We start from the raw sequence: 22,616 nt of genomic DNA, 5'->3' as shown, positions 1-22,616 counted from the left end.
CCCGCCTCACACCGGGTGGGCGGGGCAGTCGTTAGCATCGTCGGCGGGCCGTGTGGGGGTGCACCCCCACCATCCATCTGCGAAGAGGAAACAAATGATCTTCATTACCGCGAAGTTCCGGGTGCTGCCGGAGCACGCCGACCGGTGGCCCGAGATCACCGGGGAGTTCACCCGGGCGACCCGCGCCGAGCCGGGCTGCCTGTGGTTCGACTGGTCCCGCAGCGTCGACGACCCGTCCGAGTACGTCCTGGTCGAGGCTTTCCGCGACGCCGACGCCGGGGCGGAGCACGTGCGGTCCGAGCACTTCAAGCAGGCGCAGCGGACGCTCCCGCCGCATCTCGCCGAGACGCCCCGAATCGTCAACGCGACGATCCTGCAGGACGACTGGTCCCTCCTCGGGGAGATGGAGGTTCCCGGGCGGGGCTGACCCGCCGGGAGAGGGCTCGTTCTGGTCGTTCCCGCCCTTCGGATCAAGCCGCTTGTACGGTGCTTTCCATGCAACGGATGACCGCTATGTTGATCGGCGCAGTTTTTGGAACAGTCTTCGTATATGTGAACTCGGGTGCCCCGCTCAACCCGATCGCCGCTCTGGCCTTCCGGGTGGCCGCGGCCGTCGCCCTGCTCGCCGTCGTCGTCGTGTGGTTCCTGGCCGCCGGGCAGGGCCACCGGCGCTGAACCCGGAGTCGCCGGTGGCCGGAGCGGCGGGAAGATGTTCGGCATGGGCTTCGCGCTCATCGTCGTGATCGAAATGGTCCGCCGGCCCGCGGCGGCCGGCGTACGGCACGTGTGCCCGGCACGATTCGTCGGCCGTGAGTCGCGTCGTTTGATGTAAAGAAAATTAGACATCGTGTCCACGTTGCTTTACATTCATGGCATGCCGTTCGAAGAGAAGCTCGCGTGGATCATGGCGGGGGTCAGCACCGCCGCCTACGCGACGTACCTCACCCTGCTCCTCGTACGGGCGGGCTCCACCCCGCTCGCCGAGGTGCCCTATGTGCCGGCGATGCTGTGGACCATCGGCGCCGCGATCCTCGCCGGGATCGTGCTCCGTGTCGTGGCCGCGGCCATGGCCCCCCAGGACGCGGGCCAGAGGGACCAGCGCGACCGGGAGATCAACCGGTTCGGTGAGCACGCCGGCCAGTCGTTCGTCGTCGTCGGCGGCGTCGTGGCCTGTGTCCTGGCGATGGCCCGGGTGGACCAGTTCTGGATCGCCAACGTGCTCTACCTGGCGTTCGTCCTGTCCGCGATCCTCGGATCCGTCGCCAAGATCGTCGCCTACCGCCGTGGCTTCTGGCCGTGGTGAAGCCGACCAGGGTCACCAACTCGATCCGGTCCCTCCGGTTCACCCACGGCGAGATGACCCAGGCGGAGCTGGCCAAGCGCATCGGCGTGACCCGCCAGACCGTCATCGCCATCGAGCAGGGCCGCTACTCGCCGTCCCTGGAGATGGCCTTCCAGATCGCGCGGGTGTTCGGGGTCCCGCTCGACGACGTGTTCCAGTACCCCGGCAGCGCTGAGGAGAACTCATGAAGGCGATCGTCCAGGACACCTACGGCCCGGCCGACGTGCTGAAGCTCGGGGACATCGACCCGCCGGTGCCCGGGGACGACGACGTGCTCGTCCGGGTGCACGCGGCCGGCGTCGACGCGGGCGTCGTGCACCTCGTGACGGGCCGGCCGTACCTGCTGCGCCTGTTCGGCTTCGGGCTGCGCGCGCCGAAGACACGGGTACGCGGCATGGACGTGGCGGGCCGGGTGGAGGCGGTGGGCCGCAACGTCACCCGCTTCCGGCCGGGGGACGAGGTGTTCGGCACCTGCGAGGGCTCCTTCGCCGAGTACGCCCGCGGGCGGCAGGACAAGTTCGCGCCGAAGCCGTCCCGTCTCACCTTCGAGCAGGCGGCGGCCGTACCGGTGTCCGCTCAGACGGCCCTGCAGGGTCTCCGCGATCGAGGCGCGGTCCAGCCGGGCCAGAAGGTGCTGGTCATCGGGGCCGGAGGCGGGGTGGGGACGTTCGCGGTGCAACTGGCCAAGGCGTTCGGCGCGGAGGTCACCGGCGTGTGCGGCCCGGACAAGACGGACCTGGTCCGTTCGATCGGCGCCGACCACGTCATCGACTACACGCGCGAGGACTTCACCGACCTGCCGTCCCGCTACGACCTCATCCTCGACATCGCGGGCAACCGCCCGCTGTCCCGGCTGCGGCGGGTCCTCACCCCGCGCGGGACGCTCGTCATCATGGGCGGTGAGGGCGGCGGGCGGTGGATCGGCAGCATCGACCGTCAGCTCCGGGCGGTGCTGCTGTCGCCGTTCGTGGGCCACCGGTTGCTCATGCTGATGTCGATACCGCGTGAGCAGGACCTTCGTCTCCTGGCGGAGCTGATCGAGACCGGCCGGCTCACCCCGGTCGTCGGCAGGACGTACCCGCTGGACGAGGCCCCCGACGCGGTCAGGTACGTGGGCGAGGGCCACACGCGGGGCAAGGTCGTCATCACCGTGTGAGGCGGCCACGCCATCCACATGATCTTCGTGGACGACTTCGACGCGCGCGTCGCGCGGATCGCCGAGCGGGGGATCGTCCCCGCAGAGCGGGAGACCTCCTCCAACGGAGCGCAAGGCCGTCTACCGCGATCCCGAAGGGAACGAGATCAGGTTCGGCGGCGCTCCGCTGTGACCGGCCCGGCCCGCGGATCACCCGATCACCGGAGCCCGCCGGTGCCGCACCTCTACTCGTGCCCGGCCTGTTCTCCTCGCCCGCCGGGAACGGTCCGAGTCAGGTTTCGCGCGGGTCGTGACAGCCGCCAGACCACATCGACGCCGTCGTCCCCGGGAGCCGGCGGCGGCTGGGGAGTCCGGCGGCCGACCTCATGGAAACCCGCACGCCGGGCCACCGCGCCACTGGCGGCGTTGGCGGCATCATGAACGATCTCGACGTAGGCCACCTGCGGCAGTGCGAAGGCCTGCTCGGTCAGGGCCGTGACGGCTACCGTCGCCAGGCCGTGACCGGTGGCGGCGGGATGCAGCCAGTATCCGACCTCCCACCCGCCGGGTTCCGCACCGCCGAACAGCGAGCAACTGCCGACGACCGTGCCGCGGTGGACGATCGCGTAGTTGTAGGCCTCACCCTGCTCCCAGCGCAGCTCGTGGCGGGCCAGGGTGTCGGCGGTGGTCTGGCTGCTGTGCCCGGCCGCCCACGGCAGCCACATGCGGAGATGATCCAGTGACTCCTCGATCAGCCGGAACAGGGTCTCGAAGTCCTCCGGCCGCCAACGCCGCAGGACGACCTCTCCGAGATCGATCACCGGTCGCGGTCTCATGCCTCGATGGTCACGAATACCGCGGGGCGTCGCAACGTGATTATCGATCGAGCGCACCGTCCGGTGTGGGGCACCGCCGGACAACGTGGCGTGCTGCTGTGAACGCAGGTGTCACACCGGGACTCGCCGAGTGCGTCGGCCGGGGAAACCTTCCGCCGCCGCTGGTCCTTCAAGTATCCCAGCCTTCTGGCTTTCTGAAGGCTCATGTATTCCAGGCCCTGCTGCCCGGCCTCATTCTGGGAACACTCGGAGCCTTCTTCCGGCCCGTATTCTTCCACCCTCGCTGGGGCACCTCCAATCCGTCGCTGACGATGGCCGCCCTCGCACTTCGCAGCACCGAACACATGCATCAGGAGCTCTTGTGCCGCCGCAGGTGCGCCATCCGGTGAGCCTGTTCCGCTCTGCCCGTACAGGCCCCGGGTGTCCGTGCGGTCAGTCCGTGCGGTCAGTCCGTGCCGAGTCGCACGCAGGCGCGGGCGAGTTCGAGCGAACGCTCCAGGTCGCCGCGATCCCACGTCCTTGCGGGGTCCACCCCCCTGCGGGAGTCCAGCACCCGTTCAAGGTGCGGGCCGAACTCCGGGAACCTGTCGGCGGCCAGCTCCCCGCCCTCCGACTTCGAGACGATGCGTCCGGTGAGGACGGTCGCCAGCAGGCGAGCCGGTCCCAGGGACATCCACTCGATCTCGAACGTCGGTACCGACTGATCTGCTCTGTGCTGCGGATACATCTGTTCGGACAGGTCGGCCCTGTTGCGCCAGTACTCGTCCAGATTCGCGCGGGAGAACCTGACAGCCCCTTCGCGCAGGGTTTCCTCCCGGATGGGGATCCCGCTGTCCTGCGGATCGACCGTCGTCATCACGCCGTCCGGTGTGAGCGGAACGCTCACACCGGACTGCACGATGTTGAGCCAGGTCACCCAGTTCAGCGGTCCGTCCGTCGACTCGGCCTGCAGAGTTCCGGCGACCGACGCCACGACGGACGGGATGCCTTCGGGGCCCTTGGCCAGAGCGTCGCTCGTCACGTACATCGCGTCGATCGTGTGACCGTATTCATTCCAGGAATTCCCGTGCAGCGGTGAGACGGCGTCACGCGCCTGTGAATCCAGCTCCCGCCCGACCGTGCAGACGAGGTCGATATCGCTGTTCGCCTGCCAGTCCCCGAGCGATGCGGACCCTATCACCACGACATCGCGGAGAACGCCGTCCAGGGCGTCGGCCAGTCGATTCGCGAAGTGCCGCGCGAGACTCCACGGCTCCCGGGCGGGGTCGATCTCACGTGAAGAAATCAATGTTCGCCTTTCCTCGTGCTGTCGGTCGTGCCGTACGCGGTGGCGCTTGCCGGAGCAGACGGCATCCCGCCGCGGCGGGCACGATCCTCGCGCCTCGTCGTCCCGATCGCGGTCGATCGAGGGGCCACGGCATGTCGAAAACTGGTGACCAACCTTCGGCCAAGGGTAGAGAGATACCGCGATCACACGTGTGAGAGGCTGCCACTCATGTTCTCGGACCAAGACACCGGCATTGTGGGTATCGGCTACGAGGGAAGAGATCTTGAATCGGTCGTGAAGGACGCGCTGGCGTATGACCTGACAACGCTGATCGACGTTCGCCTCAATCCGATCTCTCGCAAGCCGGGTCTCAGCAAGCGGCGACTGGCAGCCGCTATGGCCGAGAACGGCATCGAATATGTCCACATGCCCCAGCTCGGCAACCCCAGGTGGAACCGTGCGGGCTTCGCCGGCTCGGCGGCCGAACTCACTGAGGCCCGGGACAACTACGCGGCCCACGTCGCCTCTTCAGAGGCTGAAGCCGCGATGGATGAGATCGCGGTATGGGCGCAGAAAGGCCTCGTGGCCGTGCTCTGCTTCGAGGCGGACGAGCGACGCTGTCACCGCTCGGTGGTGCTGGACCAGGTCCGTCGGCGCCTGCCGGGCATACTCTAACGCGGTGGGTAGAAGAGGCCAAGCACGCTGAACACATGCTGGCGTTTGGCCTGGTTCCCGATGTAGAAGACCGTGTCCTTGTCGTCCCCGCACATCTTGTCGAACCAACGGGCCCGTAGTTCGGCCTTCGCGCTAGCCTCGTCCCAGTCGGAGAGGCGCCGCTGATGCAGGACGAACTCCCAGTCCAGAAGGCCCTGCCGATGCCCCTTGCACTGCCGTGAATCGCAGCGGTAGCGGTACCAGGCCTTGAAACGGGGAGCCTCCAGAGCTCGCCGAGGAGCATTGTCGAACAGACCGAGCTGGTTCACATAACTTTGGATCTTCGCCCGCTCCTCCTGGCTCCACCCCGGGTGGTTTTCGATGATGATGTCGTCGATCTCCTGCGGTCGGATCGCCGCCAGTGACCGTGCCGGTGGATCGTTCCTTACCGCGTTGAGCACGTCGCACATCGAGCCTTGGACATGGTCCTCGACCCAGGTGGCGCGCTTCTTCCAGTCCCTCAGGTGGCCGACGGTGTTCATAGTCGTCAGTGCAGGTCGCCAGCTCTCGCAGCGAGGGTCGTTACGAGCCGGCCGGGCCTCGAAGTCAACGAAGTCATACTTCTTGAACTCGTTGGGGTCGTCGAGCGCACGAAAATTGATGGGGTACAGGCGAAGCCAGCCGGTGGCCTGAAAGTCGGCGCGAAGGCCGGCCACGCATACCGTCTCCCCATAGGTTTGGGATGGATTCGGCGCAGCCTTCACCAGGATCAGCACCTTCAAGCGCTGTGGTTGATCTCCGGGAGGTTTGGCCCTGGCGGCGTCTGGCTCCGGCCCGAAAAGCGATTGCTGCGTCACCGTACGGCTCCTCCAAGCGTCAGTGAACGGGCAACCGCCTATCACCGCACGGGTGCACCTCTTCGGTTGTAACTCCAAATCTCGCTCAAGTCACCTGTCAGTCGACGCCACTATGGACATGCGAGCCGTTCAGAATGCCGTCAGTCAAGTCACTTCGACTCACCTTCACAGGCGTGGAGTCAGCCGTCCCGGGAGCCTGATGGCACACCGCCGGCGTCCGGGCTACGGGGGAAAGCTCACTCCAGGTCTAACGGCCTCCGGAAAGTCGGCGCTGTTGAGTCATCACCAGAGTGTCAACCGTTTACTCATGTCACACGTCGGATAGAAGCGCAGACGTCACTTTTAGATCTGACTGCCTTGGCTGCGCAGTGTTTAACCCGATCTGATATGCATTCGAGCGAAGGTAACTGGCTTCCATGGCGCGCCGCTACAACCCACCCCCCAACTGGCCAGTCCCACCAGCGGGATGGAGCCCGCCTGCCGGATGGCGACCTGACCCCTCTTGGCCGTCTCCACCACCCGGCTGGGAGCTGTGGATCGAAGACCGAGAACCTGCATGGTTGCTGATAGGCAAGCGAATCTACCTAGGTCCCGCACACAACCCGCCGGTACGCAAAGTTGTGCGGGCGGGCCTTCTGGGGCTGGTGACGATCAGCATCCTGGTAGCACCCTTCGGTGGCGCCAATCCCAACCCCGGTGGTACTGACCGAGTCGCCGTACAGGGCTCGGCATCACCCGGTGGAGGCGCCAACCCAGCGCAGGCTCTGGCGCAGCCCACCCTGCCGCCTGCGACCGTCTCTCAGGAGGCTGCATCGATCCTGATGCCCGACCTCGTTGGCCAAGATGGGGCGAATGCTCGGGACCTGCTGCGGAAGCTGGGTGTCCGGGGTGTCGGTGTCGTGGCGGCGAATGGCAAGCCGGTGATCATAGCGTCCTTGTGGACCGTGGTCGGTCAGTCTCATGTACCGGGTACACCCATCGCCGCGGATACCGCGATCACGTTGACGGTGGACAAGATCCAGACGTCGGAACCGGCGCAGGTGGAAACGGCCCAACCGCAGCAATCCCAACAGACGGAGCCGACGAAACCCGCACTGCCGACAGTGCCAGCGAAATCTACGGAGCCAGCCAGACCGGAAAAGCCGAAAAAAACTGAACCGCCAACATCACCAGAGCCGCATCCTTCGTCGGAGAAGCCGACACAGCCTCCGCCGCCTCCCCCGCCGAGTACCGATCCTCACTACGGCACGTGTGCTGAGGCGAACGCCAACAACTACGGGCCTTACCAGAGGGGAGTGGACCCCGAGTACGACTGGTACCAAGATCGAGATGGTGACGGCAAGGTCTGCGAGCCGCGATGACGTCCCGACGGCGCCATCATGATGATCAATCTGACGGTGTCTGACGGCGGATGTGTCGCGGGCGGAACCTGATGAGAGCTACCGGATCGCCTTCGGGCAGACTCGAGCCCGGTAGCCGCCGCCTTCGTGACGAAGGCTCATGGCCCTTGACGATCATCAGTGGAGCACCGCCTAGCGCATGCGCGGGGATGGCAGCCCGGCACTGATGGTGCCGGACGGGCGAGGAAGGGGAGCTTGGCGTAGGTCGTGACGAGCGGTGTGGTGGGTCAGCTTCAGTGGCTTCTGGTCGCCGGGTGTGTCGAGGTGCTTGGACTGTGGCGGCCACGCCGACACCAGTGACCGGCTCCTGATCGTGATCTGGAGCGGCCGGGGAAGAAACGGCGATGCCCGGGACTCGGATTCGTGAGTCCCAGGCATCGCCGTTACCCGTCGCTCGGGTAGCCGAACTTCCTCAAGTCGGGCTCCCGCCGGCCGCTCTGCGGAATGTCAGCCCATGTGCGGGTAGCGGTGGTCGGTCGGCGGGACGAACGTCTCCTTGATCGTGCGGGCGTTGACCCAGCGGATCAGGTTGAGGATCGACCCGGCCTTGTCGTTGGTGCCCGAGGAGCGGGCGCCGCCGAACGGCTGCTGGCCGACGACCGCGCCGGTGGGCTTGTCGTTGACGTAGAAGTTGCCGGCGGCGAAGCGCAGCCGCTCCGATGCCGTGGCGATCGCGTAGCGGTCCTGGGCGATGATCGAGCCGGTCAGGGCGTACTGGGAGACGTTCTCCATCTGGTTCATGACCGTGTCGAAGTCTGCGTCGTCGTAGACGTGCACGCCGAGGATCGGCCCGAAGTACTCCTTGGCGAAGATCTCGTCCGTCGGGTCGGCGGACTCGATGACGGTCGGCTTCACGAAGTAGCCGGTGGAGTCGTCGTAGGAGCCGGTCAGCACGTTGGTCGAGTCGAGCGAGCGGGCCCGGTCGATCGCCTCCCTGTGCTTGGCGAACGCCCGGTGGTCGATGACCGCACCCATGAAGGTGGACAGGTCGGCGGCCACGTCGCCGATGGTCAGCGACTCGGCGGTGGCGACCAGTTCGTCGCGGATGGCCGACCAGATCGAGCGCGGGACGTACGCGCGGGAGGCGGCCGAGCACTTCTGCCCCTGGTACTCGAACGCGCCGCGGATGAGCGCGGTGGTCAGCACCGCGGGGTCGGCCGACGGGTGGGCCAGCACGAAGTCCTTGCCGCCGGTCTCGCCGACCAGGCGCGGGTAGGACCGGTAGGAGGCGATGTTGGCGCCGACCGTGCCCCACAGGTGCTGGAAGGTCGCGGTCGAGCCGGTGAAGTGGATGCCGGCCAGTTCGGGGTGGGTGAGGGCCACCTCGGAGACACCGGCGCCGTTGCCGGTCACCATGTTGATGACGCCCGGCGGGAGCCCGGCCTCCTCCAGCAGGCGCATGGTGAAGTGCGCGGCGAACTGCTGGGTGGGGGAGGGCTTCCAGACGACGACGTTGCCCATCAGGGCCGGCGCGGTCGGCAGGTTGCCGGCGATGGCGGTGAAGTTGAACGGCGTGATCGCCAGGACGAAGCCCTCCAGCGGCCGGTACTCCATCCGGTTCCACGCCGCGGACGTGGACAGCGGCTGGTCGGCGTAGAGCTGGCGGGCGAAGGCGACGTTGAACCGCAGGAAGTCGATCAGCTCGCAGGCGGAGTCGATCTCGGCCTGCTGCGCCGACTTGGACTGGCCGAGGATCGTCGCGCCGTTCAGCGTCTGCCGGTACGGCCCGGCGAGCAGCTCGGCGGCGCGCAGGAAGACCGCGGCCCGCTCGTCGAAGGGGAGAGCGCGCCAGGCGGGCGCGGCCTTCAGCGCCGCGTCGATCGCGGCGCGCACATCACCCGCGGTGGCCTCGGCCGTACGGCCCAGCACCGATGCGTGGTTGTGCGGCTGCACCACGTCGATCGAGGCGCCGCCGCCCATCCGCTGCTCGCCGTCGATCGTCATGGTCAGGTCCAGCTGGGCACCGGCCAGTTCCTTGACGCGGTTCTCGAGCGCGGCGCGCTCGGCGCTGCCCGGCGCGTAGCCGAGCACCGGCTCGTTGGCCGGGGTCGGGACCGTGGAGATGGCATCCATCACTTGCCTCCAAGAGCGCGAAGAAAGAAGGCGATGTTCGCCGGGCGTTCGGCCAGCCGGCGCATGAAGTAGCCGTACCAGTCGTCGCCGTAGGGGATGTAGACACGCATCGTGTGGCCGGCCCCGGCCAGGGCCCGCTGCTTGTCGGTGCGGATTCCGTAGAGCATCTGGTACTCGTACTCGCCCCGGGAACGTCCGAACCGGTCGGCGAGCGTCTCGGTGATCGAGATCAGGCGGTCGTCGTGGGTCGCCACCATCGGGTAGCCCGCGCCGGACATGAGGATCCGCAGGCAGCGCACGTAGGCCTTGTCGACCTCGTTCTTACTCTGGTGCGCCACCGAGGCCGGCTCGGCGTAGGCCCCCTTGACCAGCCGGACCCGCGAGCCCTCGTGCGCCAGGTCACGACAGTCGGCCTCGCTGCGGAACAGGTAGGCCTGGATCGCGACGCCGGTGGCGGGGAAGTCGTGGCGCAGCGCCCGCAGGATCTCCAGGGTGGAGTCGACCGTGGTGTGGTCCTCCATGTCGAGGGTCACGTTCGCGCCGACGGCGTGGGCGGCCTCGCAGATGCGCAGGGCGTTCTCCAGCGCGATCTTGCCGCCGTCGGACCCGAGTGCCTGGCCGACGGCGGAGAGCTTCACCGACGCCTCGGCGCGGTCGCCGAGTCCCAGTCCGCTCAGCGCGCCGAGCAGCGCGACGTACGCGTCGGCCGTCTGCGTGGCGGCCTCGGCGTCCTTCGTCTCCTCTCCCAGGTGGTCGACGGTGACGGTCAGGCCGGCGGAGGTCAGCCTGCGGACCGCGTCGACCGCGTTCTGGGTCGTCTCGCCGGCGACGAAACGATCGACGACCTTGCGCGTCAACGGCACACCGGACACCGCGCGCCGGACCAGCGGCACCCGGGATGCGCCGAGAAGTAGGGAACCGAGCATGCTTCCACCCTAAAACTCCAGCTCAGCGGAGCGTGATGTGCATCTGCCACGATACGCGGCAAAAGTGTTCATACAAATGCACAACAATGGTGAGGTGCTACAGGAGACAGTCGATGAGATAGCCGCCAGGCTCGGTGCTTCGGCCACCCTGGAGGACCGCTCGTTCCAGCTCCTGGCGTACGCCGCGCAGAGTGGTGACATCGACGCGGTGCGTCAGGAGTCCATCCTCCGCCGCCGCGCCACCGAGGAGGTGCGGTCCTACTTCGAGGGGTACGGCATCGCCACCGCCCGCGGGCCGGTCCGGATTCCGGCGGACGCCGACCTGCGGGTGCTCGCCCGGGTGTGCGTGCCGCTGCGGCACCGGGAGGTGACGTACGGCTACCTGTGGCTGCTCGACGACGGCACGCTCGGCGACGACGCCCTCGCCTCGGTGGCCGGTCTGGTCTCCCGGGCGGCGGCGGCCCTCGCCCAGGAGGCCCGCCGCCGCGAGGACCTGGGCAGGTATCTGCGGGAGCTGTTCTCCTCCGACGCCGAGGAGCGCTCCTCGGCGCTGGCCCGGCTCGACCTGCGCGGACCGGTCGCGGCGATCGCGGTCCACGGCTCCCCGGACCGGGTCGCCGCGCTGTGGACGCTCCCGCGCGGCATCCTCGCCGACCCGGCCGTCGGAGCCCAGGACGAGCCGATGGTGGCGCTCCTCGCCCCGGCAGGCCAGGCCTGGGAGCTGGCCTGCCGGATCCAGGCCATGTACGCCACCGCGGCGGGCGTCGGCGACTCCCGGGCCGACCCCGCGCAGGCGTGGCGGAGCTGGCGGGAGGCCGTGCACGCGCTGCGGGTGGCCGCGCGGGTGCCCGCGTTCGCGCCGGTCGCGACCTGGTCCGGCCTCGGGATCTACCGCGCGCTGGCCCGGATGTCCCCGGTGGAGCTCCGGGAGCTGGCCGCCGAAACCGGGATCCTGGCCGGTGACCCGGAGCTGGCCAGGACGGTGGAGGGCTATCTGGACCGCGCCGGCCATGTGCAGAAGACCGCGGCCGCGCTCGGCGTGCACCGTCAGACGCTGTACTACCGGCTGGCCAAGGCCGAGCGGCTGACCGGCCGGGATCTGGCCGACGGTGAGGACCGGCTCCTGCTCCACCTCGGCCTCAAGGCGGCCCGGCTGCTCTGACTGCGCGGGGGAGGAGCGCTATCTATCCAGATTTATCCACTTCTATGTCACTATTCCGGACATGAGCAGTGCTGATCCCGTACGGCGGGCACTGGAGCGGCTGGTGGACTCCGGCGAGCTCCGCGCCGACCAGGTCGAACCGGTCGCCCGCGCGGTGGCCGGGGCACTGCGGGAACACCAGGACGGAGCCGGGGGCCGGGCACCGTGGAGCGAGATCGTCGCCTACGTCGGCGGAGGGCTCGTGCTGGCGGGCGCCGCCGCCTTCCTCGGCCTCGGCTGGGACCGGATGGACCAGCCGGCCAGGATCACCGTCCTCGCGGTGATCACCGTCCTGCTGCTCGGGACGGCCGCCGGCCTGGGCCGGGCCGCACGGTCGGCGACCGGCCGGACGGCCGTCGTGGAGGGCAGGGTGGCCGCCACGCTCGCCGCGCTGGGCGCGGTCGCCGCCGCCTTCTGCACGGGAAGCGCGGTCGGCGGCCCCGACGGACTGGAGAGCTACCGGGAGGCGGTCAGCGGCGCCGCCGGACTGGCGGTCGCGGTGGCGGGGTACACGCTGCTTCCCACCGCCGTCGGCCTGCTGACCTGCGGGGCGTTGGCCGTCACCACAGTCGCCGGCCTGGTCGCCGAGCTCGCCGCGGACTCCTCCACCGCCGTCTTCGGAGGCTTCGCCTACGTCGCCCTGGGCGCTCTCATCGTGACGCTCGCCCTCACCGGCCGGCTCGTCCCGCGTGACCTGGGCACCGGCATGGGCGCCGCGGTCGCGCTCGGCGGCGGGCAGTGGCCGCTGCTGTGGGACGGCGGCGCTCTCGGCTACTGGCTGACCGCGGCGGTCGCGCTGGCCTGCCTCGCGCTGTACGCGCGTGAACGCACCTGGGTGCTGCTCGTCAGCGGTGTGGCCGGGCTGACGCTCGCCGTGCCCGAGGCCGTCTGGGACTGGACCGACGGGGCCGTGGGTGGCGCGGTGGTCCTGGTCCTGGCCGGGGCCGTCCTGCTGACCGCGAGCGGCGTCGGCGTGGTCCTCCACCGTCGCGTCGGGACGCGCTCCCGGCGTCCGTGACCCCGGTCCCCGGGAGTACGGCGGTCTGCGGGACCGGCGTGGACGGCGCTGACCTCCGTGACTCCCGGTCCCCGGAGACGGCCGACCCGGGACACGGACCCGGGCGGCGAACACGGGTTACGGGCCCCGGGTGGTGAACGCGGGACAAGGGCCTGGGCGGTGAACACACGACCGGGGGCCCCGTTTCGGGGCCCCCGGTCGTCGTGGTTCCGGTGCGGGGGGACAGGCCGCCACCGGCGGCCCGCCCACACCTCAGCGGACGCCGGCCAGCGCGTTCTCGTAGACGTGCACGAGCTCCTGGCTGATCCGCTCCCACGAGTAGCGGGACCGGGCACGGTCGGCGCCGGCGAAGCCGAGAGCCGTACGGCGGGTCGGGTCGGCGAGGAGCTCCCGGGTGAGGCGGGAGGTCCGGGCCGGCCGGTCGGCAGGCACCAGCAGACCGGTCACACCGTCCACGACCGAGTCGAGGTGGGCGCCCACCGCCGAGGCGATGACCGGCACGCCGCAGGCCATGGCCTCCAGTGCGACGACCCCGGCCGGGGCCTCCTGCGGCAGCGACAGCACCACGTCGGCGCTGCGCATCAGCTTGGGCACCGAGGAGTGCGGGACGTGCCCGAGCAGCGTGATCCGGTTCTCGACGCCGACCTCCTTGGCCAGCAGCATCACGCGGTGCGCGTCGGCGTCGTGCTCCAGCTCGGTGGCGGCGGGCCCACCGGCGATGACCAGCTCGGCGTCCGGGATGCCCTCCAGTGCCCGGATCGCGGTGTGGACGCCCTTGTCGTACGTCAGCGGGCCCACGTGCAGCAGCCGCGGCCTGCCGTTGCGCGCGGCGGCCGGACCCTGGCGCTTGAAACGCTCGACGTCGACGCCGCAGGGGATCACCGCGATGTTGCGGCGCGGCACGCCCAGCCGGATCAGCGAGGACTCCTCGTCACCGCACCCGGCGATCACCGCGCTGGCCCGGCGGCCGATGGCCCGCTGCAGACGCACCTTCTTGGCGTCCTTGGCGTCGTGGGCGTGCTCGCTGCCGAAGGTCTGGGTGAAGGGGACGTTCAGCCCGTTCGCGCCGGCGATGGCGGCCAGGCCGCCGGTCCAGGAGTGCGCGTGGATCACATCCGGCCGGTCCTGTCCCCAGCGGCGCATCAGCTGGTCGCCCAGGTCGGACAGGTAGGGCAGCACGCCGTCTTCGGGAAGCTCGGTGGCGGGGCCGGCGGGCAGGTGCTCGACGGTGACGCCCTGCGCCACGCGGACCCGGTCCTTGCCGCTCTCGGAGTTCTTCCGGGTGTAGATCGTGACCTTGTGCTCGCGGCCGAGCTCGCGCGCCATGGCCAGCAGGTGGGCACGCTGGGCGGCGAGGTCGGACTCGTCCTGGGCAGGAGCGAGGGCTTCGGAAGAGACGAACGCAATATTCACGGCACACCTCTGGGAGGAGATAGGCATGACAAGCCTGTGATTCCTTCAGGGGTGCCTGCGTCTTAGGCACACGTCTGTATGCCGCCTACCATACCCCGATCTCGGGGAAAGCCAAACCTCAGTACTTCCGGCTCTGCCGGAGCTCCTCGGCGCGTGCGCTCGGGAAGCACAGCTGCACGGTGCATCCGTCCTGGTCGTGATGGATGTCGAGGCGGTCGCAGAGCTGCCGGGCGATCCACAGCCCGTCACCGGGGTCGGCCGACGACCCCGGCGGGAGGAACCCCGCGGCCGGATCGGGCACGCGTCCGTCGGCGCAGTGGACCCGGCAGGTGACCGCACCCAGGCGTTCCCACAACCGGACCGTCAGCGGAGTCCCGAGCATCCCGGCGGCCTCGTTGGCGGCCACGGCGAGCAGTGCCGCCCGGTCGTGGTTCAGCCCCATGAAGGACGCCTGGTCGGTGACGAACGCCCGCAGTTCGTGAAGCGTGCCCACCCGGGCGTGCGCCGCGTCGTCCGGCGGCTCCGGCGGAGGCACCGAGTCGCACTCGCTGATGAACTCCGCCGGGTCGGTGTACTCGGGGCAGGGAACCGGCGAGCGGCCGTCCGGTGACAGGGCGGGATGGGTGCGTCTGGCGGCGGCCACCACGTGCCGGTCCAGGACCCTCGCGTCGTACGGGCAGATCATCCACACGTTGGTGTCCCGCAACAGCAGGTTGAGCGCCGCCTCCAGGCGCTGCCAGGCCCGCACCTGGGCCGGCGCCCGGCCGCCCCACACCGGCTCGGCGAGGATCCGCACGTGCCCGCCGCGGGACACCTCGGAGCCGCGCCGCTGCCAGTAGCGGTGGAAGGCCGTGGCACGTTCCACGGTCCGCCGGCCCAGGAAGCCGCTCTCGGCGTAGTCGACCAGGCGGCCGTCCCTGCCCAGCGTGTCACCGAGCAGTTCCAGGTTGGCCGAGGTGACGGCGACCAGGACCGGGTCGCCCCGGTCCAGTCCGTCGCGGACGAACGGCACCGCGACGTCCAGGAAACGCCGGTCGGAGTCGTAGACCGCGGCCTGATGGATGGAGCTCATGAAGGACCGTCCCCACTCCGTTGCGCGCGGACGTCGCCGGAGACGGGCGATCGTCACGCGGCGAGACCACCTGTCACGCCAAGTCAGCAAACCTATACGACGCGGAGCGCGAGAATCACGATCTCGTCCCACACCCGTCCGCCGGAGAACGCGTGCCGGTCCTCCTCGACGGTCTTGACGACCTCGGCGGGGGAGCGTCCCGCGCACCGCGCCAGCACGTCGGCGAGCCGGGTCTCCCCGTACGCCTCGCCCTGCTCGTCGCGGGAGGCGACCAGGCCGTCGGAGTAGAAGACCAACGTCTGGCCGGCGGTCAGCGTCAGCTCCTCGGAGAACATCTCAGCCTCCGGGCCGATGCCCAGCGGGACACCGCCTCCCGCAGTGAAACGCACCCCGCCGTCGGGCCGCAGCAGGGCCGCCGGATGGTGCCCGGCGCTGGCCAGCCTGATCCTGCGTCCCCGGATGAACCCGGCCACGGCCATCACGAACATGCCGCTGTGCTGCGCGGCCAGCGCCTGGTTCAGTTTGCGCAGGGCCTCGCCCGGGTCGGACTCCCAGACGCTGAGCACCCGCAGCCCGTTGCGCACCATGGCGCTGACCGACGCGGCCTCCTCGCCCTTGCCCGCGGCGCCGCCGAGGGCGAACCCCCAGCCCTCCCTGACCGGGAAGACGTCGTAGAACTCGGCGCCCACCAGGCTGGAGCCGGCGTGGTAGATCGCCGCGGCCTCGAACCCGGGAATGTCCGGCAGCGTCCGCGGCACCACGCTGGTACGCAGCGCCTCGGCGGCCTGGGACCGGGTCTGGAAGCTCTCGCGGGCACGCAGGGCCAGCCCCAGGTGGGCGCCGATCTCCTCCATCAGCCCCAGATCGGCCAGTGAGAACGGTTCGCGGTCGCGCAGCCGCACCAGGGACAGCGTGCCCAGCACGGCGCCGTCGCCGCCGCAGATCGGCACGATCAGCGCGGAGGCGGCCCCCATCACCCGCAGCAGCGGAGGCCCGCCGGGGACGTCGCCGAGCAGCGTCTCCTCCTCCAGCATCTCGTGCACCACGCCGGAACCGCCGGTCAACACGTGCGCGACGGCCGGAGCGGTCAGCGGGTTCATCGTCTCGGTCACCCGGACCAGCTCGGTCACCGGCTTGTCGCTCGGCCCGATCACGCAGGCCCGCCGGGGCATGCCGTCGCGGACCACGTCGGCGATCACCCAGTCGGCCCACTCGGCGGCGAGCAGCCGGGACGCCCGGGTGACGGTCACCGGCTGGCGCAGGCTCTCCTCGTCCAGCAGCAACCGGCCCATCCTGGCCAGCAGCTCCTGGCGGCGCGCCGCGGCCAGCACCAGGGCCGCGTCCGACCGGTCGGCCGGGCCCGGAGGCGGACCGGGCACCTGCGTCTCCAGCGGCAGCACCATGACCGCGACCATCTCCTGCGGCTCGCCCGGCATGGTCAACCGGGTCAGCGCCAGCTGGACGGTGTGCGCACGGCCCTGGTGGGCCAGCCGGGTCTGGAACGTGGCGGTCTGGCCGCCCTGCTGGACCGCGGTCAGGTGCGAGCGGAAGGCCGCCCGCCGGGAGACGTCGACGAACAGGGGGAACGAACGGCCGATCAGGTAGCCCGCCGGGCTGCCGAGCATCCGGGAGGTCTCGTTGCTGATCCTCCGCACCACCCCCGAGGCGTCCAGCACCACCACCGGCACCGGGAAGGTCCGGAACACCTGCCGCAGCAGCTTGAGCTCCCGCTGCGACCCGCTCTCCCGCTCACCCGACCTCCTGGGTGCCCTGCGCAGCTCCCGCAGGGATGCCTCCAGCAGCTCGCGGGCCGTGTCGAGCTCGGCGAGGGCCGCGTCGAGTGTGGACCGGGGGTCGGCGGGGTAGGCGGACTTGGCCTCGCGCAGGGAGGAGACCCTGGTGGTGAGTGCGCTCAGCGCTTGTTCCAGGGCCTGAAGGCCGATGGCGTCGGTCAATGCACGTCCTCGTCAGGAGCCGGAATGGGCCTCGTCCCGTCGTAGACGGTACGCCACCCGGTGGGCCGAATCGATGCGCGGTCGGATAGTGATTAAGTTAGCGAAAGCAGGAAGGGGGCTCGCGGGATGGATATGGTGACACCCGTGCTCGCCAGGGATCTGGCGTCCCTCGGCAGGGTCAGCGAGGAAACCTCCAGCGAGAGCGTGCTGCGCGGCCTCACCGCGACCCTCGCCGGGGGGGTGCCCGGCTGCGCCGGCGGCTCCGCCGAGCTGTGGCGCGAGGAACGGATGGTCGTCTCCGCCTCGCACAGCGAGCTGATCGTACTCGTCGACAGCGAGGGGGACATGGGGGAGGGGCCCTCCGCGGAGGCCCGCGCCACCCGCCGCCACGTGATGATCCAGGACACGCTCCGTGAGCCGCGCTGGCCCGCCTACGCCGCGATGGCCGTCCGCTGCGGCGTCCGCTCGGTCCTGACCCTGCCGATCACCGTCGAACGCGCCGTGCTGGTCCTCGGCCTGTACGGGGTGCGGCCCGGCGTCTTCGCCGCCAGGAACGTCCCGCCGCTGGCCGACATGCTCGCCGGGCAGGTCGGCGTGGCACTGGCCAACATGTGGGACTACGACGAGGTCCGCACCGACGCCGCCCAGATGCAGGAGGCGCTCGCGGGCCGGGCCATCATCGACCAGGCCAAGGGCATCATCATGAAGTCCAGCGGTTGCTCGGCGGAGGCCGCCTTCGACGAGCTGCGCCGGGTCTCGCAGCACCACCAGGTGAAGGTGGCCGACCTGGCCAGGCTGCTGGTCGAGGAACACCAGCGCAACCGGGGCGCCGCGAACTCCTGAGGCCGGCCGCGGGAGCCGCCGGAGGGAGCCCGGCCGTGGGGAACCCGGCCGTGGGGGAGCCGCGGACCGGCCGCGGCCGGTCCGGTCCGCGTCCCCGGTCAGCCGAAGGCGGCGAGCGCGTCGTCGATCGTGTCGTACATGGGAAGCCGCTGGGCCAGACCGGTGATCCACATGACCTTGGTCTTGGCGTACTCGACCCCGATGAGGGCGAACTTGGCACCGGCGTCGGTGCTGAGCTGCCAGTGGTGGACGATCAGCCCGAGCGCCCGGGAATCCATGAAGGTGACCCCGCCCAGGTCGAGGGCCATGTCGGGCCCGTGCTCACTCGTCTCGGCCGCCAGGTAGTCGGCGAACTGATCTCTCGTCGTCGCGTCCAGCAGGCCCGTCACCCGGATCACGTTGATCCCACCGACCAGCGCCGACGTGAGCGTCAGGGCTGCCGATCTCTCGCCGTTCTCCGACACCGTCACTCATAGCCTCCTCGCGCCATTCGATTAGCAACCTTACTGTTACCTGCGGGCGAGGAATACTCCTGGAATCGGGGTAATACTGGAACCAGAGGTCCAGCAGAGGGCCTCGCCTCGAAACGTGGTCGAGGCGATGCCGTCTGCCCGGATATGGCTCCGTGGTCTCGGCTCGCCCGACAGTAATACCAGGGAGCAGCAATGTCTGTTCAGGCACTCGAAATCATCGACATGACCGCCGAGGAACTCCTGGCGGAGATGGCCCTGCCTGAGATCTCCGAAGAACGTGCCGAACGCCTGCGTGAGCGCATCGTCGAGATGCACCGCCCCCTCGCACTGGAGATCGCCCGCCGCTACCGCTACCGCGGCGAGCCCCTGGAGGACCTGCTGCAGGCCGCGTACGTCGGCCTGATGAAGGCCATCAACGGCTACGACCCGACCCTCGGGCACGCCTTCCGCGGATACGCCGTAGTTACCATGACCGGCGAGGTCAAGCGTCACTTCCGCGACCGCACCTGGGCCATCCGCGTTCCCCGCGTCTACCAGGAGCGCAGGGCGGAGCTGAACCGGCTGGTCGCCGACCTCAGCCAGGTGCTCGGCCGTTCCCCCACGGTCTCCGAGCTGGCCGCCAAGATGAACATCTCCGAAGAGGACGTCCTGCTGACCCTGGACGCCTCCGCCGCCTACAGCGCACTGTCGCTGGACGCCCCGCTCGGCGCCGACGACGACGCTGCGGCGCTGGGCGACGTCATCCCCGACGAGGACGACGCGCTGGGCACGCTGGTCGACCGCGAGGCGGTCAAGCCGCTCATCGGCAAGCTGCCGGCCCGCGAGAAGAACATCCTCCTGCTGAGGTTCTTCGGCAACATGACCCAGGCCGAGATCGCGGCCGAGTTCGGGATCTCCCAGATGCACGTCTCCCGCATCCTGCGGAAGGTGCTGGACCAGCTTCGCGAGGAACTGGTCGCCGAGTGCTGAATACACCGTCGGTAACCGGGCACCCCAGTCGGCGACGACACGGCTGTAGGGTGCGGTTTGGAAATCCCCCATGCTGATGAAAACGGCGGAACGGAACAGGGGAGGCGGATTCCGGGTGAACGAGGACGGTGCTCGTCCTGCTCGCTTCATGGCGGGCGGCGACCGTTCCCGTATCCCCTCTGTCACGGCCTCGGTGGCAGAGCTCGCCTTCTGCCTCCCCGATCTTCCCGATGTCCGCGACTTCGCCGCCGCCCACGCCGTGCGCAGCGGCATGTCACAGGAGCGCCTGGCCGACTTCCTGGTCGCCGTGAACGAGGTGGCCACCAACGCCGTCACCCACGGGCACGCCACGGCCAAGGCGGTGCTGCGGATGTGGACCGTCGGGCGGACCCTCGTCGTGGAGATCCGCGACGAGGGTCACTGGGAGCCCGAGACCACCCCCGGCGAGACGCCTCCCGGCCCCTACGCGACCAGCGGCATGGGGCTGTGGGTGGCCCGGATGGTCAGTTCCGACATCAGGTTCACCACTGGCGCTTCGGGCACGTCCATCGTCATGTCGTTTAAGGTCTGACCTGCTTTTTCGGGGTACGCCCGGTTCATGAGGCAACCCGTTCACATAGTGATCGTCGGCGGCGGCTACGTGGGCATGTACACCGCCCTGCGGCTCCAGCGCCGGCTACGCCCGCACGAGGCGCGCGTCACCGTCGTCGGCGCCGACTCGTTCATGACCTACCAGCCGTTCCTGCCCGAGGCGGCGGCGGGCAACGTCGAGGCCAGGCACGTCGTCGTACCGCTCCGCCGGGTCCTGTCCCGTTGCGCCGTCCTCAACGGCTGGGTGGTCGCCATGGACCCCGCACGGCGCACCGTCGAGCTCCAGCCGCACACCGGACCCGGCCGCACCCTGGAGTACGACCTGCTGGTCTTCGCGCCGGGCTCGATCTCCCGGCTGCTGCCCGTCCCCGGCCTGGCCGAGTGCGGTGTCGGCTTCAAGACGATCGAGGAGGCCATCCGCCTGCGCGACCACGTGCTCGCCCAGCTGGACCTCGCCGTGTCGACCACCGACCCGGCGGTCCGCGCCAAGGCGCTGCACTTCGTCTTCGTCGGCGGCGGGTACGCCGGTGTCGAGGCCCTGGCCGAGCTGGAGGACATGGCCCGCGACGCCTGCCGCTACTATCCGGGCCTGGACCCCGGGGACCTGCGCTGGCACCTGATCGAGGCCACCGGCCGCATCCTGCCGGAGGTCGGCCCCGAGATGGGCGTGTGGACGCTGGAGCAACTCCGTCAGCGCGGCGTCGACGTGCGCCTGAACACCCGGCTGGAGTCGGCCGTGGACGGGCACATCGTCCTCGACGACGGGACGAGCTTCGACACGGCCACCCTGGTGTGGACCGCGGGGGTCAAGCCGCACCCGATCGTCCTGCGCAGCGGGCTGCCGCTGGACGCCATGGGCCGTGTCAGGGCGACCGCGGAGCTCACCGTCGAAGGCTCCGCCGAGATCTTCACCGCCGGCGACTGCGCGGCCGTGCCCGACCTCACCCGGCCGGGGACGACGTGCGCACCCAACGCCCAGCACGCCGTGCGCCAGGCGCACACGCTGGCCGACAACATCGTGGCGACGATCCGCGGCGGCGGACTCACCCCGTACCGGCACGCCTACGCCGGATCGGTCGCCTCCCTCGGCCTCAACAAGGGGGTGGCCCAGGTCTACGGCCGCAAGGTGCGGGGCCGGGCGGCCTGGTTCATGCACCGCACGTACCACCTGTCGCGGGTGCCGACCGTCAACCGCAAGGTGCGGGTGCTGGTCGACTGGACGCTCGCGCTGTTCTTCCGCCGGGAGATCACCTCGCTGGGGGCGCTCACCCAGCCCCGCCGGGCGTTCGAGCACGCCGTCCGGTTCGCCGAAGCCGAAGCCGGAACCGAAGCGGAGGCGGGGGCGGGGGCGGGGCGGGGAGCCTGACACGGTGGTCGCGGTGCTCCGGGCGTCCCGGGAGCTCTCGCCGGGAGAGTCAGCGGACCGAGGGGAGGGGGACCGGGGACACGAGGGCCGGCGGGGGATCGGTGGAAGGGGAGGCGAGGGGAGAGGACTCCGGTGCGGAAGCACCGCAAGCGCAGACGTGGAAGGGAGACGTCGAAGGGGCCCGTCCACGTGGACGGACCCCTTCGACGTCTCCCGGCGAGCCGCCCCCGAGGGACCTGGGCGAGGCCCCGGCCGCCGTCTAGCGCCTCATGCGCCATCCTCCGCCCCGCGGACCCGCGGAGCCGATCCCGGCCTGGTGCAGCGCGAGCAGCAGCAGCCCGAGAAGCAGGAACGTCGTGCCGGTGATCCCGCCGATCCTGGTGTTGACCAGATCGAGCAGGAGACCGAGGCCGAACACGACGGCGGCGGCGATTGCGAGCATTGGTCACCTCGTTCCCGTGGAGATGTTCAACAGTTCTTCCAGGGCCGCCCGGTAGTCGCGCAGGGCGGTGCGGAGCTCCTCGGTGTCACCGGAGTCCTTGGCGTCGCCGGAGCCCTTCCACCGTCCCCGAAGCTCGGCGGTGCGAGCCTCCAGCGCGCTGCGGAAGGCGTTCACGACCTCGTCGAGCAGTGCGTCGGCCCGTTCCACCGAGTCACGTGGGTCGTCGACGAAACTCGCCTGGACCGCCTGCCAGCGCCGCCGCACGTCCTCGGCGTCCTGCCGGAGCAGGATCCCGCGGGTGCCGCCCGCGTGCGCGGGGACACCGGGCTCGGTGCCGGTACCGGTGCCGGGCAGGTCACTGCCGGCGTCGGGCAGGCCGGTGGCGGCGTGCGCGGGGACACCGGGCTCGGTGCCGGGCAGGCCGGTGGCGGCGTGCGCAGGACCGGTGTGCGCAGGACCGGTGTGCGCAGGGCCGGCGTCGGGCAGATCGGCGTCGGTGAGACCGGTGCCGGCACCGGTGTCGCCCGGGGTGGCCACGTCGTCGGGCCGGCCCGCGGTGGCCTCCGGGAAACCGGCGGTCGCCGGAGCGCCGGCGGGCACATGGCCGCTGGAGCGGACGTCGGCCGGCGAGGCTCCCCGGCCCGAGCCGTCCGGAGCGTCTCCGGGACGAGGGTCCCCGGTGGCCGGGGCCGTGTCGTCGGTACGCTGCGGCGGTACCGTCAGATCTTCCTCATCACGCTTGTAGACCAGGCGGTCGTGGCCGTGGCCGGACCGGTCCTCCAT

The 22,616-nt window shown here is 70.1% G+C and carries 24 protein-coding genes; 13 read left to right on the top strand and 11 right to left on the bottom strand.

The genetic code is table 11. The features are described from left to right. The first annotated feature begins 94 nt into the window (after nt 1-94). The 5 genes from F4562_RS06075 (at nt 95) to F4562_RS06060 (ending at nt 2,498) form a co-directional block, all read left to right on the top strand. Nucleotides 95-427 (top strand): putative quinol monooxygenase, encoded by a 333-nt coding sequence (locus F4562_RS06075; RefSeq protein ID WP_184543975.1) that lies wholly within the window; start codon nt 95-97, stop codon nt 425-427. A 77-nt stretch (nt 428-504) separates the two neighbouring features. Then, nucleotides 505-675 carry a hypothetical protein gene (locus F4562_RS06070; protein ID WP_184543977.1) on the top strand — a complete coding sequence of 57 codons (171 nt, stop codon included), beginning with the start codon at nt 505-507 and terminating at the stop codon, nt 673-675. Between the two features lie 199 nt (nt 676-874). Further along, on the top strand, nt 875-1,303 hold the full coding sequence (locus tag F4562_RS34645; RefSeq protein ID WP_246473362.1) for a hypothetical protein: 429 nt from the start codon (nt 875-877) through the stop codon (nt 1,301-1,303). Then, nucleotides 1,297-1,530, top strand: a complete 234-nt coding sequence (locus tag F4562_RS34640) for a helix-turn-helix transcriptional regulator (protein WP_375782482.1) — start codon at nt 1,297-1,299, stop codon at nt 1,528-1,530. The genes F4562_RS34645 and F4562_RS34640 overlap by 7 nt, the downstream gene beginning before the upstream one ends. Continuing rightward, on the top strand, nt 1,527-2,498 hold the full coding sequence (locus F4562_RS06060; protein ID WP_184543979.1) for an NAD(P)-dependent alcohol dehydrogenase: 972 nt from the start codon (nt 1,527-1,529) through the stop codon (nt 2,496-2,498). Before F4562_RS34640 ends, F4562_RS06060 begins: the two co-directional genes overlap by 4 nt. A 224-nt stretch (nt 2,499-2,722) precedes the next feature. Here the strand turns inward: F4562_RS06060 and F4562_RS06055 are convergent, their stop codons facing one another. Together F4562_RS06055 and F4562_RS06050 are read right to left on the bottom strand one after the other, a co-directional pair. Then, on the bottom strand, nt 2,723-3,313 hold the full coding sequence (locus F4562_RS06055) for a GNAT family N-acetyltransferase (RefSeq protein ID WP_184543981.1): 591 nt from the start codon (nt 3,311-3,313) through the stop codon (nt 2,723-2,725). Between the two features lie 445 nt (nt 3,314-3,758). Further along, nucleotides 3,759-4,601: a DUF4111 domain-containing protein gene (locus tag F4562_RS06050; RefSeq protein WP_184543983.1), complete on the bottom strand. Its 843-nt coding sequence runs from the start codon at nt 4,599-4,601 to the stop codon at nt 3,759-3,761. A 207-nt stretch (nt 4,602-4,808) separates the two neighbouring features. Here F4562_RS06050 and F4562_RS06045 point away from each other — a divergent pair, with 207 nt between their 5' ends. Then, on the top strand, nt 4,809-5,255 hold the full coding sequence (locus F4562_RS06045) for a DUF488 domain-containing protein (protein WP_184543985.1): 447 nt from the start codon (nt 4,809-4,811) through the stop codon (nt 5,253-5,255). On the opposite strand, the gene F4562_RS06040 is transcribed toward F4562_RS06045, so the two are convergent. Next, on the bottom strand, nt 5,252-6,091 hold the full coding sequence (locus F4562_RS06040; protein WP_184543986.1) for a DUF8757 domain-containing protein: 840 nt from the start codon (nt 6,089-6,091) through the stop codon (nt 5,252-5,254). The two genes, F4562_RS06045 and F4562_RS06040, sit on opposite strands and share 4 nt — an antisense overlap. A 644-nt stretch (nt 6,092-6,735) precedes the next feature. Here F4562_RS06040 and F4562_RS06035 point away from each other — a divergent pair. Then, nucleotides 6,736-7,452 carry an excalibur calcium-binding domain-containing protein gene (locus F4562_RS06035; protein WP_184543988.1) on the top strand — a complete coding sequence of 239 codons (717 nt, stop codon included), beginning with the start codon at nt 6,736-6,738 and terminating at the stop codon, nt 7,450-7,452. 486 nt (nt 7,453-7,938) lie between these two features. Here F4562_RS06035 and pruA read toward each other — a convergent pair whose 3' ends face one another. Next, nucleotides 7,939-9,564, bottom strand: coding sequence for an L-glutamate gamma-semialdehyde dehydrogenase (gene pruA, locus F4562_RS06030; protein WP_184543990.1), 1,626 nt, complete (start codon nt 9,562-9,564; stop codon nt 7,939-7,941). Continuing rightward, nucleotides 9,564-10,490, bottom strand: a complete 927-nt coding sequence (locus F4562_RS06025) for a proline dehydrogenase family protein (RefSeq protein WP_184543992.1) — start codon at nt 10,488-10,490, stop codon at nt 9,564-9,566. The genes pruA and F4562_RS06025 overlap by 1 nt, the downstream gene beginning before the upstream one ends. A gap of 94 nt (nt 10,491-10,584) precedes the next feature. Here F4562_RS06025 and F4562_RS06020 point away from each other — a divergent pair, with 94 nt between their 5' ends. Further along, nucleotides 10,585-11,652, top strand: a complete 1,068-nt coding sequence (locus tag F4562_RS06020) for a PucR family transcriptional regulator (protein WP_311734110.1) — start codon at nt 10,585-10,587, stop codon at nt 11,650-11,652. Nucleotides 11,653-11,713: 61 nt separating this feature from the next. Further along, the gene (locus tag F4562_RS06015; RefSeq protein ID WP_184543996.1) at nt 11,714-12,709 is read left to right on the top strand and encodes a hypothetical protein; all 996 of its coding nucleotides are present in this window, start codon (nt 11,714-11,716) and stop codon (nt 12,707-12,709) included. 252 nt (nt 12,710-12,961) lie between these two features. Here the strand turns inward: F4562_RS06015 and F4562_RS06010 are convergent, their stop codons facing one another. From F4562_RS06010 to F4562_RS06000, 3 genes are all read right to left on the bottom strand, one after another. Further along, nucleotides 12,962-14,122 (bottom strand): glycosyltransferase, encoded by a 1,161-nt coding sequence (locus F4562_RS06010; protein WP_311734111.1) that lies wholly within the window; start codon nt 14,120-14,122, stop codon nt 12,962-12,964. Between the two features lie 118 nt (nt 14,123-14,240). Next, a complete protein-coding gene (locus F4562_RS06005; protein WP_184544000.1) occupies nt 14,241-15,194 on the bottom strand; it encodes an anti-sigma factor RsbA family regulatory protein in 954 nt (317 codons plus the stop codon). Between the two features lie 92 nt (nt 15,195-15,286). Next, entirely contained in the window at nt 15,287-17,149 is a 1,863-nt protein-coding gene (locus tag F4562_RS06000) for a SpoIIE family protein phosphatase (protein WP_184544002.1), read from the bottom strand. Nucleotides 17,150-17,293: 144 nt separating this feature from the next. Between F4562_RS06000 and F4562_RS05995 the strand changes: the two genes are divergently transcribed. Further along, on the top strand, nt 17,294-17,992 hold the full coding sequence (locus tag F4562_RS05995) for an ANTAR domain-containing response regulator (RefSeq protein WP_311734112.1): 699 nt from the start codon (nt 17,294-17,296) through the stop codon (nt 17,990-17,992). A gap of 98 nt (nt 17,993-18,090) precedes the next feature. Here the strand turns inward: F4562_RS05995 and F4562_RS05990 are convergent, their stop codons facing one another. Beyond that, on the bottom strand, nt 18,091-18,462 hold the full coding sequence (locus tag F4562_RS05990) for an STAS domain-containing protein (protein ID WP_184544006.1): 372 nt from the start codon (nt 18,460-18,462) through the stop codon (nt 18,091-18,093). Between the two features lie 195 nt (nt 18,463-18,657). Between F4562_RS05990 and F4562_RS05985 the strand changes: the two genes are divergently transcribed. The 3 genes from F4562_RS05985 (at nt 18,658) to F4562_RS05975 (ending at nt 21,391) form a co-directional block, all read left to right on the top strand. Continuing rightward, nucleotides 18,658-19,434 carry a SigB/SigF/SigG family RNA polymerase sigma factor gene (locus F4562_RS05985; protein WP_184544008.1) on the top strand — a complete coding sequence of 259 codons (777 nt, stop codon included), beginning with the start codon at nt 18,658-18,660 and terminating at the stop codon, nt 19,432-19,434. 193 nt (nt 19,435-19,627) lie between these two features. Next, nucleotides 19,628-20,005, top strand: coding sequence for an ATP-binding protein (locus tag F4562_RS05980; protein ID WP_311734113.1), 378 nt, complete (start codon nt 19,628-19,630; stop codon nt 20,003-20,005). A 27-nt stretch (nt 20,006-20,032) separates the two neighbouring features. After that, nucleotides 20,033-21,391, top strand: coding sequence for an NAD(P)/FAD-dependent oxidoreductase (locus F4562_RS05975; RefSeq protein WP_184544012.1), 1,359 nt, complete (start codon nt 20,033-20,035; stop codon nt 21,389-21,391). A gap of 259 nt (nt 21,392-21,650) precedes the next feature. On the opposite strand, the gene F4562_RS05970 is transcribed toward F4562_RS05975, so the two are convergent. Together F4562_RS05970 and F4562_RS05965 are read right to left on the bottom strand one after the other, a co-directional pair. Then, nucleotides 21,651-21,833: a hypothetical protein gene (locus F4562_RS05970; RefSeq protein WP_184544014.1), complete on the bottom strand. Its 183-nt coding sequence runs from the start codon at nt 21,831-21,833 to the stop codon at nt 21,651-21,653. Nucleotides 21,834-21,836: 3 nt separating this feature from the next. Continuing rightward, the gene (locus F4562_RS05965; RefSeq protein ID WP_184544015.1) at nt 21,837-22,616 is read right to left on the bottom strand and encodes a hypothetical protein; all 780 of its coding nucleotides are present in this window, start codon (nt 22,614-22,616) and stop codon (nt 21,837-21,839) included.

Source organism: Streptosporangium becharense (assembly GCF_014204985.1).
GTDB classification, from domain to species: domain Bacteria; phylum Actinomycetota; class Actinomycetes; order Streptosporangiales; family Streptosporangiaceae; genus Streptosporangium; species Streptosporangium becharense.
The sequence above is the reverse complement of the archived record's forward strand: the minus strand, read 5'-3'. Positions and strand labels throughout refer to the sequence as shown.

Bases quoted from the DNA above. Each gene is read 5' to 3' on its own strand.
- F4562_RS06075 (WP_184543975.1), top strand. From the start codon at position 95: ATGATCTTCATTACCGCGAAGTTCCGGGTGCTGCCGGAGCACGCCGAC.
- F4562_RS06015 (WP_184543996.1), top strand. From the start codon at position 11,714: ATGAGCAGTGCTGATCCCGTACGGCGGGCACTGGAGCGGCTGGTGGAC.
- pruA (WP_184543990.1), bottom strand. From the start codon at position 9,564: ATGGATGCCATCTCCACGGTCCCGACCCCGGCCAACGAGCCGGTGCTC.
- F4562_RS34645 (WP_246473362.1), top strand. From the start codon at position 875: ATGCCGTTCGAAGAGAAGCTCGCGTGGATCATGGCGGGGGTCAGCACC.
- F4562_RS06005 (WP_184544000.1), bottom strand. From the start codon at position 15,194: ATGAGCTCCATCCATCAGGCCGCGGTCTACGACTCCGACCGGCGTTTC.
- F4562_RS06025 (WP_184543992.1), bottom strand. From the start codon at position 10,490: ATGCTCGGTTCCCTACTTCTCGGCGCATCCCGGGTGCCGCTGGTCCGG.
- F4562_RS05970 (WP_184544014.1), bottom strand. From the start codon at position 21,833: ATGCTCGCAATCGCCGCCGCCGTCGTGTTCGGCCTCGGTCTCCTGCTC.
- F4562_RS05965 (WP_184544015.1), bottom strand. From the start codon at position 22,616: ATGGAGGACCGGTCCGGCCACGGCCACGACCGCCTGGTCTACAAGCGT.
- F4562_RS06055 (WP_184543981.1), bottom strand. From the start codon at position 3,313: ATGAGACCGCGACCGGTGATCGATCTCGGAGAGGTCGTCCTGCGGCGT.
- F4562_RS06060 (WP_184543979.1), top strand. From the start codon at position 1,527: ATGAAGGCGATCGTCCAGGACACCTACGGCCCGGCCGACGTGCTGAAG.
- F4562_RS05985 (WP_184544008.1), top strand. From the start codon at position 18,658: ATGTCTGTTCAGGCACTCGAAATCATCGACATGACCGCCGAGGAACTC.
- F4562_RS06070 (WP_184543977.1), top strand. From the start codon at position 505: ATGACCGCTATGTTGATCGGCGCAGTTTTTGGAACAGTCTTCGTATAT.
- F4562_RS06045 (WP_184543985.1), top strand. From the start codon at position 4,809: ATGTTCTCGGACCAAGACACCGGCATTGTGGGTATCGGCTACGAGGGA.
- F4562_RS05975 (WP_184544012.1), top strand. From the start codon at position 20,033: ATGAGGCAACCCGTTCACATAGTGATCGTCGGCGGCGGCTACGTGGGC.